Here is an 18,591-nt window from a genome sequence, read left to right on the forward strand (position 1 = left end):
TTCAGGTTTGAAGTTTCAAGTTTGAAGTTTCAGATTTCAGGTTTAAAGTTTTATGTTCTGTGTGAAATTTTTTTGGTGCAAATTTCGCAAGTTTTTTTTGCTCAGTTTATGTTTGCTAAATGTAAAAGAACGCAAAGCTTTGTGGTAAATCACACACAGAATATCAACATGAAACTTTAAACCTGAAACCTGAAACTTTTGAACTTGAAACATCAAACCTAAAACAAAACAAACAAAATTTGTTATTTTAGCATTCAAAACAAAAACACATGACTTTTCAAAATACACGCGAATTTGCGAAACAACTTGACGCACAAGACGCATTAAACCACTATCAGGATCAATTTATTTTTCCAAAAGTTAATGATAAACGAGTAATTTACTTTACCGGAAACTCATTGGGATTACAGCCAAAACGCACCAAAGCTTATATAGATGAGGTAATGAATGATTGGGCAGAACTGGCGGTTGAAGGTCATTTTTATGCCGAAAAGCCATGGTGGGATTATCAGGAAAGATTTGCTGAACCATTAAGTAAAATTGTTGGAGCACTTCCGTCAGAAGTTACGGTTATGAATACTTTGACAGTAAATCTTCATTTATTGATGGTTTCTTTCTATCAGCCAACAAAAACCAGATATAAAATTATCTGCGAAGAAAAAGCTTTTCCTTCAGATCAATATATGTTTCAGAGCCAGGTGAATTTTCATGGTTATAAACCGGAAGATGCGATTGTAGAAATTAAACGCAGAGAAGGAGAACACAATATTCGTTTAGAAGATGTTTTAGCCAAAATTGAAGAAGTTGGCGATGAACTGGCTTTGGTTTTAATTGGCGGTGTAAACTATTATACCGGACAGGTTTTTGACATAAAAACCATAACTGCAGCCGGACAAAAAGCGGGTGCAAAAGTTGGCTGGGATTTAGCGCACGCTGCCGGAAATATTAAATTAGAACTACACGAGTGGAATGTCGATTTTGCTGCCTGGTGCAGTTATAAATATATGAACTCCGGACCGGGAAATGCTTCTGGCTGTTTTGTTCACGAAAAACACCACAATTCTGATCTTCCAAGATTTGCAGGCTGGTGGGGACATAACAAAGAACGTCGTTTTAAAATGGAACCCAACTTTGATCCGGTACATGGAGCAGACGGCTGGCAGATTAGTAATCTCCCTGTTTTATCTTTAGCACCATATTTAGCTTCTGTAGAAATGTTTGCCGAGGTTGGAATGGATGCTTTAATTGCAAAACGAGATCATATTACTTCATATTTAGAATTTATTCTTCATGAAATTGATAAAGAAGTCAAAAGCACTTTTGAAATCATTACACCTTCAAATCCTGCAGAAAGAGCATCACAGTTATCCGTTTTTCTTCATGGAGAAGGAAGAAGCTTATTCGATTATTTAATGAAAAACGGAGTAATTACAGACTGGCGTGAACCAAACGTAATTCGTCTGGCGCCGGTTCCTTTATATTGTTCTTATGAAGATATGTACGACTTTGGACAAATTCTGAAAAAAGGAATTTTAGGTAAGTAATGTTGTTTCACGCAGATTTAAAAAGATTAAGCAGATTTGCAAAACTATTAATGCTGGAATATTAATTGCTTCCAGCTTGCTGGAGGAGCTTTAGAGTGTATTAAAAAGGCTTTAGCCCAAACGCATCGTTTGGGCTAAAGCCTTTTTTGTACCTCTGCGAAAATAGAAAAATAAAAAAATCTGTTCCATCTCCAAAATCCGGGTGAAACAAAACCTGAAAAGATTTTAATTTTATAAACTTTCAAAAAAATTCTGTAATAAACAAAATAACAGATATTCCGTATTTTGTAGTGTATAATTTTAAAAACCACGATCATGAAAGGCTTATATGTTTTATTAGCAGCGATACTTTTAACTTCTTGTCAAAATCAAAGTAAAGAAGATATCAATAAAGCCAAACAAGCCAGCATTGATTCAATGAAAGTTGAGATTAACAAACAGCGAGTTATCGATTCAATGAAGACTGAAATGGCGAAAATAAAAGAAGAGCAGAAAGTTGAATCTCAAAAAGTAGTCGTAGTACAGCAGCCTGCAAATGGAAATAGTACTGCAACAACTACTACAACAACGACAAAAAAGAAAGGCTGGAGTGCAACAGCTAAAGGAGCCGTAATTGGTGCCGGAGTAGGTGCTGCAACTGGAGCAATTGTCAGTAAAAGAAAAGGTGAAGGTGCTGTAATTGGCGGTTTGGCCGGAGCGGCATTAGGAACCGGAACAGGAGCTGTTATCGACAGTAAAAAGAAAAAAGAATAGATTTGAAATTCTATAAATAAAAAGAACGCCGGTTTAAATTTTAAACCGGCGTTTTGTTTTATACTAATTCCAGTGTTGGAATCTGAATTGCATTTAACTCTGCTTTGTAAAAATTGAATTGTTTTTTAATTCTTTCAGCTTCATTCTTAAAATAAAAACTAGAAGAGAACAGATTTTGATAATATTCAATTCCTTCTAAAATATTAGCTTTAAAAGAATTCCATTTTTTAAGCTGATTCGCAGTAACTTCACCAGAGATGGTTTCGATTTCATTTCTGAAATAATCGACATACATTTTCAATTCCTTTACAAATAGATTTGGACGATCATTAGTTCTTAAAACCGATTTTCCATGATAAATATGCTGAATCATATCTTTTAATGAAACTTCCTGATCAAAATAAGCCAAATTTGGTCCCGGGCAAATTACAACGCCTTGTGCCTGGCCTTTTATTTTGATATCGTTTTCCAGATAAGAAGCATTTGCAAGACCAACGCATAAACAAGATTTCTCAGTGATTTTGATTTTGGTCTTTTCAAATTCTTCCGCAGATATAGAATCTTTTTTACTTTCCAGTTCTTCCAGTTTTATATCCTGATATTTTTTTGAAGCTGTACAGATTCCATGAGGATCATACTCTTTGCTTAAGGCTAAGAATTTTTTCGGGCATGAACTTCCTGCTTTATTTTCCTCGATACGTTTTTGTTTTAAAAACTCGTTGGTTGTACCTTTTAAAGTATTAAACGGAACACCCAAAGGAGAAATATTACTTAAATAGAAATCATCTTCTTTGGCCTTCATCAATAAATTTCGGGTTTCCTTATCTACAGAAGTTGCCTCAGGAACCAATAAAAAAGGCGAACCCCAGCCAACAGCATCAACTTTATATTCGTCCAGTAAAAACTCATGTTCCTCAGCGGTTCCAACACCACCCTGAACCGTAATTTTTAAATCTAAAGGGTTTTCGGGGAAATAGTGATTTTTCGCTTGTAAGGCCTTAATCATTAAGTCATGTGCCGATTGTACCAGTTGTTCTTTTTTCTGCTTGAATTCTTCTAAAATAGTGCCTAATAAAAGCCCGTCAGTAGCAAATGCGTGACCGCCGCAGTTTAATCCCGATTCGATTCGGTATTCTGAAACCCATAGCCCTTTTTTAGCAAGGAAATTTCCCTGAATCATGGCTGATCTGAAATCACTCACTTTTAAGATGATTTTCTTTTTCAGTTCGTTATTTTCATTTGGAAAAAAGTCTTTGAAGTTTTCGAAGTAGCCGAACAATCTCGGATTCATTCCGGCAGAAAGCACGACAGACGATTCCAGGTTACTGTTAGCAAAACCTCTTAAAGCGGCATGCGCATCGTTAAATTCAATTGGAAGCTGTTCGTTTTTGATAAAATTATCCTTATCCAGTTTCGTCATGATATTCACATCAATTTCTCCAGGATTAAGATGCGATTCAATATAATGCCGGATGTTTTCTTTAAAAGCAATTCCGTCATCTAATAAATTCTGGAACCCTTTTTTAATGTCAGAAGTATTAGGCAGCATCGTCATGAAATTTTCTAATGCTGTTTTACTTTCTGCTAATTCAGTTTTAAAATTTTCGAATTTTTCTTTTACGATTTTATCGACTAAATTTAAGTAAGAAGTAATTCTTTCGGCACGATAATCATGAAATTTCTGAGTGATTTCTTCGTACGGAATGTTGAACTTAGTGCTGTAAAAATTACGCATCTTCTCAATCAAGTCATCATCTGCAAGGGCAACAACAGACGAAATACCGTACTGTGCCACTCTTATCGGACTGTCTATCGTATAGGCAAGCCCCATTACCGGAATATGAAAAGTGTGTAAGGGTGTTTTTGTCATTTGTTTTTCAGATTAAAATAAAGACAAATGAAAAAAAATATTTTTGTGCAAAACCTGATAATTGTCAGGTTTAAAAGGGATTGAGAATAGTGTAAAAATACAGCCGCGAATTACGCCAATTTTCTCGAATTTGCCTTTTTTAGAGAATTTGAATAAAAATTTGTGTCAATTTGTGTAATTCGTGGCAGGAAAAAAGTTGTTTAGATCAAAATCTTTTTCAAAGACTCGGCAATGCTGCGCCATAAAAAGTTGTAAAATGACTTTTCCTGAATTCTTTCCAGTTCAACATCGGCTGTTTTGGTTTGGTCTTTTGAGTCGTCTTTAACAAGTAAATTTACGACTGCACTTTTAAGTTTGGCTTCTTTTTCAGGTTTTTTCTTTTTGTATAATTTGACTTTTAGATCATCATAATCCAGAGAGGCATTTCCTTTGGAAACATTATCATTTCCGTAAAAATTGAATCGGTATTTATGAAAAGTCCCTGTAAAAGTTGCATTCATATACGGTTTACTGAACCTTGTCATGGCGCCTACATCAAAATTTGAAATTACACCCTGAATATGAAAACTGTCTTTTTTATCCAGAACATTAAAACTCCAGTCTACATCTAGCGGCGAAGCTTTCATGAAGATACATTTAACTTTTATTTTTACGTCGGCTGTTTTCTTCAGTCCAAAACCGCTTCGAAGATTGGTTGCCTGCAAATTGAATTTGTCGAAATTTAAAACTCCCGGACCTTTCGAAAAATCAATTTCTTCTTCATACACCAGTTTCGATTTCAAGACCTGCAGGGTGTCAATCTGCAGCGGAAATTTCAGATTTCGCAGTAAATGATTATACAGATATTTTTTGCTTAAATCATCTTTTGGCATTTTGCCGCGATAAATATTAGCATCAAAATGATTGATGACCAATGAATTTGCCTTAAAATAAAAGCGGTCATTTTTAAAACCCCAGTCCATTTTTGCAACCTGAGCCGAATCAAATTTCAAGGTATAAATATCCTTTTCTTTTTCAAGTCGTTTTGTAAACTCACGTCGGTTAAACTGAGGCAGATTGGCGAAATTATTAATCTTTAAAAAGTTTTTTTCGGTGCTGATTTTGCCAATTGTAATATTGTAAAAAGCACTTGGTCTGTAAAATAAACTATCGCAGACCAGAGCATACGTTTTATATTGAAGGGGAATTTTTTCTTTTAAAGTGGCATCGGTAATTAAAATTCCTTCCAGTTTTAAAAGAATTTTTTTAACACTTAAAATGGGTTTTTGAGAATCTAAAGAAACTACATCTACCGTTCCGTCGTTTAGGTAAATATTTGACACGGCAATGATTTTACGAAACGGATCGACAATTTCGTTTTTGATGCTTTTGCTGTTATTAATAAGTTTCTCGCCTTTTTTGTATAAAATAACACGGGGTTTATTAATGATGATACTTTCGGCCTGAATAATATCTCGGAAAGCCAGATCCCAGATATTGAAATGCTTTATAGTAATGGATTCAATTTTGGTGAAAAGCCCGTTTTTACTGTCTTTAGGTTCGTTTTTCGGACTTACTAATAAAGTCTGGGCATAAATATTTCGGGAAAAAAGCGAGACTTCGATTTTTTCATAATTAATATTATAAGAGGTTTTGTTTTTTTCGTGTATAATAATCGGAAGCTGTTTTTTGATCCAGTAATTCAGCCCGACATTTGCCAAAATCACTAAAACTAAGAGAGAAATTACTCCGATCGCTATTTTTTTATAGATTGACATTTATAGTATTAATTTTAAATACATAAATTTAGACTTTTAAAAAAAGAATACTATTACATTATTCTGCAATTTCCTTATATCATTATAAAACATCATACTTTATACGCGTTTCGAAATATGAAAAAATTAAAAAAGATTCTACTCGTTTTAATACTCCTGATTGTTGTACTTGGAATAGCTTTATGTGGATATATTTTTCATTTGAAACCCAAATATGACGGCGAAGTACAATTGAAAAACCTTCAGAAAGAAACCACCGTTTATTTTGATGATTTTGGAGTACCGCACATTTATGCCGATTCTGAAAAAGATGCTATGACAGCTTTGGGTTATGTTCACGCGCAGGAAAGATTATGGCAGATGGAATTGCTCCGCAGGATTGCGCCGGGACGTTTATCTGAAATCTTTGGATCGGTCGCGCTTAAAAATGATATGTTTTTTGCAGGAATTGGTATTGAAGATGCATCGGCGAAAGCCATTGCCAAACTGGATAAAAATAGTCCGGGTTATCAATTAACTCAGGCTTATCTGGATGGAATTAATCAATATTTAGAAGAAGGCGTAACTCCTGTTGAATTTACCTTAGTTGGCGTTAAAAAAGAAAAATTCACAATAAAAGACGTTTACAATATCTTTGGATATATGTCTTTTAGTTTTGCGATGGCTCAAAAAACAGACCCTTTACTAACTGATATTAAAAACAGGTTTGGCGCAGCTTATTTGAAAGATTTAGGAATTGAAGGCGAATTCAATACCACACAAATAAAAATTTCAAAAAAGAATACCGAGGAATATGCTGCTATTTCAAAATCAGTAGCGGCTTTACTGGATAAATCACCTGTTCCTCCATTTGTTGGAAGTAACAGCTGGGTGGCAGGACCAAATAAAACCAAAACCGGAAAAGTAATTTTTGCCAATGATCCGCATATTGGATTTTCCCAGCCGGCAACCTGGTACGAAGCACATTTGGTAACACCGGAGCATGAATTATATGGCTGTTATCTGGCTGGAACCCCGTTTCCGTTACTGGCGTACAACCGCGATTATGCCTATGGTTTAACGATGTTTGAAAATGATGATATCGATTTTTATCAGGAAAAAAATAAAGAGGGAGATGCGAATCAATACAAGACTCCGGATGGTTTTGCAAAATACGAAATCAGCAAAAAAACAATCAAAGTTAAAGATACTTCAGATGTTGTCCTGACTATAAAATCAAGCCGCCATGGTCCGGTTATGAACGATCTTTTGGAGCGCCTGGATAAGAAAAATCCAATTGCGATGTCGTGGACGTATACAAGAGAACCTATCCTGATTCTGGATGCGGCTTACGGACTTTCGCACGCAAAAAATAAAGAAGATTTTAAAAAAGCAGTTGCTTTAATTGCAGCGCCGGGACTAAATGTAATGTACGGTGATGCGAAAGGAAATGTGGGCTGGTGGGCGAGTGGTAAATTGTACAAACACAAGAAAGGAGTAAATCCGCATTTAATTTTGGACGGTTCAACCGGAAAAGAAGACATTGCAGAATATCTGGATTTTGAGAAAAATCCATCGGCTGAGAATCCGGAATGGGGATATGTGTATTCGGCAAATAATCAGCCGGAAGCAATTGACAATGGTTATTTATATCCGGGATATTATCTGCCTGAAGATCGTGCTAAGAGAATTTCGGGTTTAATGGATGCTAAATCAGATTGGGATAAAGAAGCTATCAGTAAAATGATTTACGACAATACTTCGAATGTTGCGGTTGGCGTAGTAAAGGATTTAATCGTAAACATTGATTTAAATTCAATCTCTGCTGATGAAAAAGAAGCTATTTCGGTTTTAAAATCGTGGAAAGGATCAACCAATCTTGATGATATTGCCCCAACGATTTACAACAAATGGATTTATTTATATCTAAAAAATACATTTGAAGATGAAATGGGCGAGGATAATTTTAATTTGTTTTTGGGAATTTCCCTGGGAAAACAGGTTATTGCCAATCAGATTAAAAATGAAAATTCGGTTTGGTGGGACAATATCAAAACCAAAAACGTAAAAGAAACCAGAGAAGATATTGTTTCAAAATCCTTTCATGATGCCGTTTTGGCCCTTAAAGAACAATTAGGAGCCAAAATTGCCGATTGGAAATGGGGGAAAGTACATACCGTTGAACACGAACATCCGCTTGGAAAAATAGCGGCACTTCGAGGTTTATTCAATGTTGGCCCGTTTGAATCGCCGGGATCAAATGAAGTGATAAATAATTTATTCTTTGGTTTAACCAATGAAGGAAAGTACTATGTAAAAGGCGGCCCTTCTACCAGAAGAATTGTCGATTTCTCTGACATAGAAAACAGCTGGAGCATTTTACCAACCGGACAATCCGGAAATCCATTCAGTAAACACTATCACGATCAGGCGGAAATGTACAACGCAGGAAAATTTAGAAAAATGAAACTGAATAAAGAGGAAATTGTAAAAACTTCTACTAAGCTTATTTTTAAACCGAAAAAGTAGTTTTTGTTTTTATTTTGTTTCAAGGTTTTAGGTTTCATGTTTTAAGTTTCATGTTTCATGTTTCAGGTTTATCAAGATTTGAAAACTTAGAATCTCAGCATCTTAGAACCTTAGCGCCTCAGAACCTTACTTAGAAAGATACTTTCCTTTTACAATATCATTCGCGAAAATGTTCAGATTATTAATAAGCACCTTATTATTCGTCATAACATTATTGGTTTGATACGCAGGATCTTTTTCGTAGGCTTTTAATAGAATATCCAGCTCGACTTCGTCAAAAACGACAAAGCTGTTATAGATCGCATCCCTGAAATTTTTATAGTTAATACTTTCTGTAATTTCCGCAGCTTTTTGAGTATTCCATTTTTCTTTGGCAGAAGCTTCTTTTATTTTTTCCTGACAAAAATCAACAACATACGCTTTATAATGCGCTGCTTCTACAATTCGGTCAATAGTAATTTTATTTTGCTGTGAAGGCATTGCCGGAGCATTTTGCGAAAATGATTTTGAAGAAATAAAAACGCATAATAATGCAGTCAGAAAACCGTAGTTTTTTAGATTTTTCATAGGTTAATTTGTTATTTGGGAAAGGCTAAAATACTATTTTTTTATGCTAAATCTTTCAATTTTAATGTTACAAGTTGTAACAAAAAAAAACTCCGATAGTCCAGTTTTAAAGCTGTTCTGTCGGAGTCTGTATTGTAATGTCTTAGAAATTATTTAGCGCCCTTTTTTAAGATTTCTTCTAAAATCTTTTTACCATTTTCGTTTGAAGGATCAAGTTCAACAGATTTTGAATAATTGGCTATAGCGAGTTTTTTATTTCCATCGGCTAAATAAGCTTCGCCCAGACTGTCATACACATTACCGGATTTTGGAAAAGTTTCGACATTGATTTTAAAAATTTCTATAGCCTCTTTCTTTTTTCCATCCTGAAGCAGCTGATAACCAACGCGGTTCATGTCACCTTCTTTAACAGCATAATTTGGATCGTTCTTTAGTTTTTTGTAAGCTTCGCTGCCGGCGGTAACACCTTTTGCGGCATAAATATCTAATAAGTCAAAAGCCAGAGATTTTTTAGGCTGTTCAAATGGTTTATTGTATAAAATAGCCTGTATGGCATCTGTCATTTCACCTAAAACCGTTCCTCCGGTATTATTCAGTAAAACAACCAGATTTTTATCGGTCAAGATGCGCGAAATTATAGTATTAAAACCATTAATACCGCCTCCGTGTCCAACCATTATTAATTTCTCCTTATCTCCTTTATCAAATTCATCCACAAACCATCCGTAACCATACGAAGCACCACCGGCTTTAATGTAAGGTTTAAATAAAGACTCCATTGATTTTTCTGAAAGCAGTTTGTTGGTGTACAATGCCTGATCCCACAAGTATAAATCTTCAACCGTAGAATATAAAGATCCGGCTGCATACGGAATACTCATATCCAGATACGCCGCATTAACGATCTTTTTACCTTGTTTTTCGTAACCGGCCGCTCTGTTTTTTAGAATAACATCGCTGTGATCATAACCGGAATTGACCATTTTTAAAGGTGTAAAAATAATTTCCTGTAAATATTGTTCGTAGGTTTTGCCCGTAGTTTTTTCGATAATATAACCCAGTAAAAAATAACCGGAATTACAATAAGAAAATTTTTCACCAGGTGTAAATTCAAGAGGCAGGTTCCAGAATGTTTTTACAAAATCGGCAGGAGAATACGGATCACGTGCTTTTTCTTTCATAAAATTAGGCGCGCTGGTATAGTTTGGAATTCCGGATGTATGCGTCAGTAAATGATGTATCGTAATTTTGTTTCCCGTTTCTTTTGGATAATCCGGCAGATAAGCAGTTATAGGGACATCGAGTTTTATTTTTCCTTCTTCGGTCAGTTTTACAATTAACAGCGCCGTAAATTGTTTACTGATAGAACCCAGTCTGAATTTAGTATCCGGCTGGTTCGGAATATTCCACTCCATATTGGCAGAACCAAATCCCTTTTTAAAAATAACTTTTCCGTTTTCGGCAACCAGAGCAGCGCCGTTAAATTGTCCGTATTCGTTGTATTTGCTCAAGAGCTGTTCGATTTGCTGCGCTTTGTCTTGTGCAGAAGCAGTTAATGTAAAAAACTGCATAATTGCAAAAAGGGTAATGAGTTTGATTGACTTCTTCATAATAATTAACAATTATGGGGGTTAAGATTAATAAAATGAACGTTTTTTGATTGATGATTGAAACTATGCAACAAGAAGATATTCAGTAATATAAGTCGAAAATACGATTTTTTTTACTTCAAATAAATTGATGTTCATAAAATGTTAGACGATTGATTTATCATTTGGTTTCAAGATTACTCAATTTTTTTCATTTTATTTTTAACCACAACGAATTCGAGTATAAACCCAAAAGAAGCTGCAAGAGTTTATGCTCTCTAACTAATGAATTCGTTTTTAATTTATATGATTTTGCTTAAAAGCAGCAGAATAAGAATAAACAGTTTTATCATCCTAATCTAGAATTAAGGTTCTACTTCGTTTCTATATCGACTATTTTTTGTCCATTTTCTCCCAGATAACGCACCACTATATTTTCATAAACCTTATAACCGTCGTCAACATTAGTAAAAATTAAAAGACCTTGTTTGGTTTTGGGCAGTAATATAAAAATCGTCTGAACCCCTTTGTCTGCACCGCCGTGAGATACAGCATAATGGTCATTGCCTAAATCGTAGATTTCGAAACCTAAACCAAAATATTTGTTTTTTTTGGTGGGGGTCTGATGCGAAACCATTTCGTCGAAAACTTTTTTGCTTAAGCCGTCGCTGTTCATAACACTGCATAAAAATCTACCGTAATCTTCAATAGTAGTCAATAAATCATCGGCAGCATTTACCGTTTTGTTTTTTGTTGGCTCATACGGATTTCCTTTGTTATCATAGCCGACTGCATAACGCGAAAGATCGATTTTGTCATTCCAGATTAATTGCGAATCGTTCATTTTTAAAGGTTCAAAAACAAATTCAGAAACCAATTGATCCAGCGTTTTGTGGAATTTTTTCTCCAATGCTTTTCTCAAATATTCAAATCCTTCTCCTGAATATTGGTATTGAGTTCCGGGCTTGAATTTAAAATCCAGTTTTTTAGACTCGTTAAAAGATCTCCAGTTCGGGAAACCGGTTTGATGACTTAAAACAATTCTTGTTGTTAGTAATTTTAAATACGGATCTTTTGCAATATCAGGATCCGTCCAATACTTATATAACGGTTCGTCCAAATCCCATTTTCCTGCGCTTACTAATTTTAAAGCCGTAATTGCAGTTATGGGTTTGGTAAGCGAAGCCACATTCCAAATCGTATTGTAAGGAGCGGCAATTCCTTTTTTAATTTCGCCAAAAACTTTTACCTGTTTCAGTTTTCCATCAGTAATAATTCCAATTCCCAAAGCCGGAACATTGTTTTCCGTGAGCCATTTTTCGGTTTCATCATCATTGTCAAAAAGATTTGATTTTCCGGCTGCAGAACTCGTCATTTGATGATTATAGCTAAGCGATCGGGCCAGTTTCCAGTCTTTATTTTTTAAAAGCCAAAGATGTGTGAACTTGGCAAAACTTCCAGCCTGTTCAACATTTCCGGCTGAACTCTCATAAAACCGATGCACTCCCATTTGTATCGCGCCATATAAAACACCGTTTTTGTATAAAGGATAAATTTCGGTGCCGCCGTCAACTAATTCCCTGCGGTAATTGTATTTTCTGTTAGGAGAACAAATGCCGCTTGTAAGCGTTTTTAGAAACCGTGCTTTATCCGAAACGCTGTCTTTGTCATGATAAAACTCAAAATCTTCGGTATAAAGATTTTTGAATTGTTTTATATCGCAGGTATTAAAACCAATATTGAAAAGAAGACTGTCTCTGGACATAATGGTTTTGTACAATGCTGAAGTTTTAGCCTCCTGTGAAAATCCAAATTGGATTTGAAAAAGTAACACTCCAATTAAAATAGTTTTTAATTGAAAATAAAAATGATTGATTTTCATTTGTGATTGATGATGATTGATTCTGCAATAATACATCAATCAAAACTTCCAAAATTGTACAAATGCGAAATAGTGGAGCAAAAGTTAAGAGATAAGATATAAGAAACAAGATATAAGAAACAAGATATAAGAAACAAGATATAAGAAACAAGATATAAGAAACAAGATATAAGAAACAAGATATAAGAAACAAGATATAAGAAGATAAGAGGTGACCTGAGATAATTAATCGTATGGTATTTAGTCAGTCAAACAACTCACAATTTACAACTCACAATTTACCATCCCTCTTATGAGAAAGAAAATACGACTCCGGATCAAACATTTTTGGAGTTGTTTTGGTAACATCCTTAAACTTTCGTATAAAATGCGACTGATCAAAATATTTGTTATAAAGCGCAATGTCGGTCAGTTTTAATTTTTCTAAATCAGAATGTACCATTTGATCAACCGATTTTCGGAATTTCATAATCTGGATATACTTTTTAATTGTTAATCCAACTGAGGTTTTAAATCTAATTTGAAGTAATCGCTGTGATACTTTTAAATCGCGGCTGATTTCTGAAACCGAAATTTCTTCTTCGTTATTTTTAACTATTTCGCAGATTTTTTCAATTACGTTTTTATCAGGATCTAAAGCAGACAATTCTTCAAAAAAGATATTTATAGTATCTAATAAGGTTTGAATTTCAGAACCAATTTGAATTTTAAAAGGTAATTCTGCCGGATTAATTTTAATAATCGAATCTGTAAAATTGCTTAAATCGTATTTAGGGAACATCGAAAGTGTCCAGGTATGAAACTGAATAATCGTAATTTTCGTTTTGGGTTGTATGTTAACCAGAACTTTGTTTGTCATTTGCGAACAGAAATAAATACCTTCGCTCATCTCGAATTTCTTTTTACTGGTATGAACTTCAATAGAGTTACCACATACAATGGCAAGATTAAAGCAGCCATTAGGCAGAACTAATTTATTCTCAATCAGACTTTCGCTCATGCTGTTATCCAGACACCAGATTTTATTGACGAACCTTTCGGATTTTTCGCTTACATAATGTTCTGAATACAACTGCATTTTTAAACGGGCTGAATAGTTTTTATAATCTTAAATCAAGGGCTAAATTAAGATTTTTTCTATTATCAGAATATTTAAAGAAACTCTCTAAAATAATCTTGTTTTGTATCCTGCCATTCTTCTAAAATAATACTGAAATAAACATCATCTTTGCTTTTTCCATCAGAGTCTGCGTAGTTATTTCTAAAAATACCTTCTTTTAGAGCACCCAGTTTTTCTATAGCCTTTTGAGATCTTAAATTTTCAAGATCGGCACTGAATTGTATTCTTCTAAACTCAATATTTTCAAAACCAAAATTCAGTAATTCAAATTTGCAGGCTTTATTTAGGCCTGTTCCCTGAAAATCCTTTCCGTACCAGGTCCAGCCAATTTCGCATTTTTGGCTTGCATGATTTAAATAACCGTAACGTGTGCTTCCTGCAATTCTGTTGGTCGTTTTATCTATAATAAGGAACGGATAACAAATTCCGTCTGCTTTTTGTTTTAAGGTGCTTTGAATGTAATTTTGAAAATCCTGATCACTGCGAACATACATTCCCATATATTTCCAGATTTCGTCATCAAAAATAATATCTTTAAGCTCAGCGTTTCTCTCATTTTCAAATGGAACTAAAAGCACTTTTTCGTTTTCTAAAATAATGTCTGATCGTAAAATTTCGCTGTTCATGAATTTTCTAATATAATTTTCTGTAAAAGTTTAAGCGAAAGTAATTGTTTAAAATTTCTAAATAAATCAATAAAAATAACAATTTGTTATATTTTTAAAAAACTGAATTGAATGAAATTAACACGAATTAAAGGCGTACTGTGAATTTAGAGGCGTAAATAATTTATTTATTTTAAGGCTTATCTATATTTATTATTTATTTTTACGATCCAATATTAGATTTTCCTTGATGCAAACTTCACTAAAAATTGCTGTTGTTGGTTCTGGACTTGTAGGATCGCTGCTGGCAATTTATCTTAAAAAAGCTGGACACATCGTTCATGTTTACGATCGCAGTCCAGATATTCGAAAAATAAATTTCTCTGGTCGCTCTATTAACCTGGCGATGTCTAATCGCGGCTGGAAAGCACTGGATGCTGTAGGTGTCGGCGATTCGGTTCGTGAGATCGCAATCCCTATGGACAAACGCGCTATTCATTTGGTTGATAAACTGAATTTTCAAAATTACGGTCAGGAAGGCGAATCCATCTATTCGATTTCCAGAGGAAAACTCAACAGAAAAATGATCGACCTTGCCGAAAATGCCGGCGCCGAGTTTTACTTTGAACAAAAAATCTGGGACGTTACCTTAAGCGATGCAACCTTACATATAGGGGAAAGCGAAAGAGGTGAGTGGGAAGAAAGAAAATACGATATGGTTTTTGGTGCCGATGGCGCTTTTTCAAGAATCCGTCACCGAATGCAGCGTCAGAGTATGTTTAATTATTCGCAGGAATTTTTAAACATGGGGTATAAAGAATTAAATATTCCGGCTAATACAGACGGAACACATAAATTAGATAAAAATTCATTTCATATCTGGCCGCGGGGAGAGTACATGTTAATTGCTCTTCCAAATCTGGACGGCAGTTTTACCTGTACCTTATTTATGCCGTTTGAAGGAGAAAATTCGTTTGAATCTCTGACAGACCGAAAAATGGTTGAAGATTTCTTCGAAAAAAACTTCCCGGATTCAATCGAAGTTATTCCCGAACTGGCAAATGATTTCTTCAAAAATCCAACAAGTACACTGGTAACGATGAAATGTTTTCCTTGGACATTTGAAGACAAAATTGCTTTAATAGGAGACGCTTGTCATGCTATTGTTCCATTTTACGGACAAGGTATGAATGCCGGTTTTGAAGATATCACAGTTTTGAATGAAATGATTGAAAAGTACCAAGACGACTGGAAAAAAGTCTTTTCTGAATATCAAATTTCAAGAAAGCCAAATGCAGATGCTATTGCGGAGCTTTCGTATCGAAATTTCCTTGAAATGAGCACCAAAACGGCAGACGAAAAATTCTTGCTGCAAAAGAAAATAGAAAAGGTCTTCTCAGATAAACATCCGGACAAATGGATTCCGCTTTACAGTCGTGTAACCTTCAGCGACCGCCCGTATGCAGAGGCTTTGGCAATTGGAGATTATCAAAACGCCATTATGGAAGAAGTTTTGAAACTTGACAATATCGAAAATATCTGGAATACAGTCGAAGTAGAAAATAAAATTCTGGAATTACTGCAAAAATAAATCAATGTCAATTACAATATCAAAAATCAATTTTAAAATTGACATTGATATTGTAATTGATTTTTGATCGTATTATTTCTTTAGTATTTTGGATAAAACGCCAAAAACACCTCTTATAAAAGTAGCACTTGTAACGACTTTCAAAACAGATTTCGTAACTACTTCTGTAGTACTTGACTCAGATTTTGAAGATCTTGCCGGAGCTTGTTGTTCCTGTTGAGAAGCGGCTTCAGCAGCATCAGCTATTTTTTTGTTTAGAATTTCGAAGGCACTTTCGCGATCAATTTCTTCAGCGTATTTCTTAACCAGTTTTGATTTGCTGTTTATTTCATCTATCTCAGAAACAGATAAAATATCCATACGGCTTTGCGGTGCACGCATCATTGCAGCAACTAACGGAGTAGGAATACCTTTTTCGTTAAGAGCAGTAACCAAAGCCTCTCCAATTCCTAAACTTGTTAGTAATTCATCTGTTTTATAATATTGCGAAGTTGGGTAATTATCAGCTGTTTTCTTGATAGCCTGACGGTCATTTGCAGTAAAAGCTCTAAGCGCATGTTGAATCTTTAGTCCTAACTGAGCCAGAACACCGCTTGGAACATCCATTGGGTTCTGCGTTACAAAATACACCCCGACACCTTTCGAACGGATTAATTTTACAATAGTTTCAATTTGTTCCAGTAAAGCTTTGCTTGCTTCATTAAAAATTAAATGCGCTTCATCAATAAATATTACTAATTCCGGCTGTTCAGCATCTCCTTTTTCAGGCATTTTCTGGTAAATTTCTGCCAGAAGACTTAACATGAAAGTCGAGAATAATTTAGGCTTATCCTGAATATCAGTCAAGCGGATGATGTTTATATAGCCTTTCCCGTTTTCATCAATTCGCATCAAATCATCGGTTTCAAAAGACAATTCGCCAAAAAACAAATCACCGCCCTGTTGTTCAAGCTCAATTATCTTTCTTAAGATCGTTCCGGTAGTTGCCGTTGATATTTTTCCGTAATTCGCTGTGATTTCTTCTTTACCTTCTTCAGTAATATAGTTGATTACCTTTTTTATATCTTTTAAATCCAGCAGCGGCATTTGGTTGTCATCGCAATATTTAAAGATAACTGCTGCCACACCGGCCTGAGTATCGTTTAAATCTAAAATCCTTGAGAATAAAACAGGACCAAACTCAGAAACAGTAGCGCGCAGGCGGACTCCGTTTTGTTTAGACAGAGACATTAATTCAACCGGAAAAGCACTTACATTATAGGGAATATTAATTTTAGCATGACGCTCTGTAATAAAGCCTTCTTCTTTACCTTCTTTTGCAATACCGCTGAAATCACCTTTGATGTCCATCATCAAAACAGGAATACCGGCATTGGATAACTGTTCTGAAAAAACCTGAATAGTTTTTGTTTTCCCGGTTCCGGTGGCTCCGGCAATAAGACCATGTCGATTCAGTGTTTTCAACGGAATTTTTACATGCGCTTCTGCAATTGCTTCGCCGTCTAAAATAGCACCTCCCAGTATTATAGAGTCTCCTTTTGCAGAATAACCGTTATTTATTTCTTGAATGAAATTCTCTTTTTTATTCATGTTTTATTTGTAATTTAGATGATTATAAGAGTTTTGCTTGAGTTTTTAACAATTTAAGTATATTTTTTTTAGTAGGAAAATGCCCTTTTTGATTGAAAATAACATAAAAAAAAAATTCGCAGCTTTTTAAGAAGATTTCAAAAGATTAATTGAATTATGTCTAAAACGTTGTAATTTTTTTATTATTAGCCTTGATTTTTGTTTTATTAAAAATATGAGGTCAGCAAATTAATGAGATATTTTTTAAATTGACGTTAAATTTCCTTCAATAAAATTAAAAAAAGTTTTTTTATTTAAACTAAACGTATAAATTTGCTACCCTACAAGTTAAATATAACTAAAAAATAAAAATTATTTAAAACTATTAAAATTAAAAAAAATGGCAAACGTTAAAGTTAAAAAAGAAAGCACTTCAAATGGAGGAGGGATGATTACAGGAATCATAATCGTAGCGTGTATCGTAGTTGGGGTGATAATCTGGAAATTTGTTATGGGTTCTCCTGCTAACTTTGAGGGTGGAAATCCTGAGACAGGTCACCCGATCAATACATTAGGTATGGTATACAAAGGAGGTTTCATTGTACCGGCATTATTAGGTATGTTTTTAATGGTTGTTGTTTTTTCTATTGAAAGATTTATCGTTATTGGTAAAGCTGCTGGTAAAGCTAACTTAGATAAATTCATGGCTAGCGTTCAGGCAAGTATTAAAGAAGGAAACATCGAGGCTGCTATCGCTTCATGTGACAAACAACAAGGTTCAGTTGCAAACGCAATTAAATCTGCTTTAATTAAATACCAAGACGTTAAAAAAGAAGGATTCAACAGCGAAGAAGCTTCTGAAGTAATCCACAAAGAAATTGAAGAGGCAACTTCATTAGAAATGCCAATGTTAGAGAAAAACATGACTATCATCTCTACTTTAGTATCTTTAGGTACATTAGGAGGATTATTAGGAACTGTATCTGGTATGATTAAAGCGTTTGGTGCGTTAGCTTCTGCTGGTACTCCTGACCAGGCTGCTCTTGCAACAGGTATCTCTGAGGCACTTATCAACACAGCAACAGGTATCTCTACATCTGTATTAGCTATCATCTCTTACAACTTCTTTACTGCTAAAATTGACGATTTAACTTACTCTATCGATGAGGCTGGTACTACAATCGTGAATACTTACAGAAAATTCAGAGGAAGTTTAAGACAATAATTAATTTTTGA

General features: G+C 34.6%; 13 protein-coding genes. 5 read left to right on the top strand and 8 right to left on the bottom strand.

The window, feature by feature from the left end; translation table 11 throughout:
- The first annotated feature begins 269 nt into the window (after positions 1-269).
- Both kynU and OZP11_RS16960 read left to right on the top strand, forming a co-directional pair.
- Complete coding sequence (gene kynU, locus OZP11_RS16955) at positions 270-1,544, top strand: kynureninase (RefSeq protein WP_281231734.1); 1,275 nt, start codon at positions 270-272, stop codon at positions 1,542-1,544.
- 315 nt (positions 1,545-1,859) lie between these two features.
- Entirely contained in the window at positions 1,860-2,297 is a 438-nt protein-coding gene (locus OZP11_RS16960; protein WP_281231735.1) for a YMGG-like glycine zipper-containing protein, read from the top strand.
- A 58-nt stretch (positions 2,298-2,355) separates the two neighbouring features.
- Here the strand turns inward: OZP11_RS16960 and OZP11_RS16965 are convergent, their stop codons facing one another.
- Both OZP11_RS16965 and OZP11_RS16970 read right to left on the bottom strand, forming a co-directional pair.
- Positions 2,356-4,167, bottom strand: coding sequence for a hypothetical protein (locus OZP11_RS16965; protein WP_281231736.1), 1,812 nt, complete (start codon positions 4,165-4,167; stop codon positions 2,356-2,358).
- Positions 4,168-4,367: 200 nt separating this feature from the next.
- Positions 4,368-5,924, bottom strand: a complete 1,557-nt coding sequence (locus OZP11_RS16970) for a hypothetical protein (RefSeq protein WP_281231737.1) — start codon at positions 5,922-5,924, stop codon at positions 4,368-4,370.
- A gap of 117 nt (positions 5,925-6,041) precedes the next feature.
- Between OZP11_RS16970 and OZP11_RS16975 the strand changes: the two genes are divergently transcribed.
- Positions 6,042-8,432, top strand: coding sequence for a penicillin acylase family protein (locus OZP11_RS16975; protein WP_281231738.1), 2,391 nt, complete (start codon positions 6,042-6,044; stop codon positions 8,430-8,432).
- 126 nt (positions 8,433-8,558) lie between these two features.
- On the opposite strand, the gene OZP11_RS16980 is transcribed toward OZP11_RS16975, so the two are convergent.
- The 5 genes from OZP11_RS16980 to OZP11_RS17000 form a co-directional block, all read right to left on the bottom strand.
- Positions 8,559-8,999, bottom strand: coding sequence for a hypothetical protein (locus OZP11_RS16980; RefSeq protein WP_281231739.1), 441 nt, complete (start codon positions 8,997-8,999; stop codon positions 8,559-8,561).
- Positions 9,000-9,148: 149 nt separating this feature from the next.
- The gene (locus OZP11_RS16985; RefSeq protein ID WP_281231740.1) at positions 9,149-10,609 is read right to left on the bottom strand and encodes a serine hydrolase; all 1,461 of its coding nucleotides are present in this window, start codon (positions 10,607-10,609) and stop codon (positions 9,149-9,151) included.
- A 352-nt stretch (positions 10,610-10,961) separates the two neighbouring features.
- Positions 10,962-12,470 (bottom strand): serine hydrolase domain-containing protein, encoded by a 1,509-nt coding sequence (locus tag OZP11_RS16990; RefSeq protein WP_281231741.1) that lies wholly within the window; start codon positions 12,468-12,470, stop codon positions 10,962-10,964.
- Between the two features lie 271 nt (positions 12,471-12,741).
- Positions 12,742-13,548, bottom strand: coding sequence for a helix-turn-helix domain-containing protein (locus OZP11_RS16995; RefSeq protein ID WP_281231742.1), 807 nt, complete (start codon positions 13,546-13,548; stop codon positions 12,742-12,744).
- A 74-nt stretch (positions 13,549-13,622) separates the two neighbouring features.
- The gene (locus OZP11_RS17000) at positions 13,623-14,216 is read right to left on the bottom strand and encodes a GNAT family N-acetyltransferase (RefSeq protein WP_281231743.1); all 594 of its coding nucleotides are present in this window, start codon (positions 14,214-14,216) and stop codon (positions 13,623-13,625) included.
- Positions 14,217-14,445: 229 nt separating this feature from the next.
- Here OZP11_RS17000 and OZP11_RS17005 point away from each other — a divergent pair, with 229 nt between their 5' ends.
- The gene (locus OZP11_RS17005; RefSeq protein ID WP_281231744.1) at positions 14,446-15,786 is read left to right on the top strand and encodes an FAD-dependent oxidoreductase; all 1,341 of its coding nucleotides are present in this window, start codon (positions 14,446-14,448) and stop codon (positions 15,784-15,786) included.
- Between the two features lie 72 nt (positions 15,787-15,858).
- Here OZP11_RS17005 and OZP11_RS17010 read toward each other — a convergent pair whose 3' ends face one another.
- On the bottom strand, positions 15,859-17,376 hold the full coding sequence (locus OZP11_RS17010; protein ID WP_281231745.1) for a helicase HerA-like domain-containing protein: 1,518 nt from the start codon (positions 17,374-17,376) through the stop codon (positions 15,859-15,861).
- A gap of 379 nt (positions 17,377-17,755) precedes the next feature.
- Here OZP11_RS17010 and OZP11_RS17015 point away from each other — a divergent pair, with 379 nt between their 5' ends.
- Positions 17,756-18,580 carry a MotA/TolQ/ExbB proton channel family protein gene (locus OZP11_RS17015; RefSeq protein WP_281231746.1) on the top strand — a complete coding sequence of 275 codons (825 nt, stop codon included), beginning with the start codon at positions 17,756-17,758 and terminating at the stop codon, positions 18,578-18,580.
- Positions 18,581-18,591 lie beyond the last annotated feature (11 nt).

The sequence above is a fragment of the Flavobacterium gelatinilyticum genome (assembly GCF_027111295.1).
In the GTDB taxonomy this organism is placed as follows: Bacteria; Bacteroidota; Bacteroidia; order Flavobacteriales; family Flavobacteriaceae; genus Flavobacterium; species Flavobacterium gelatinilyticum.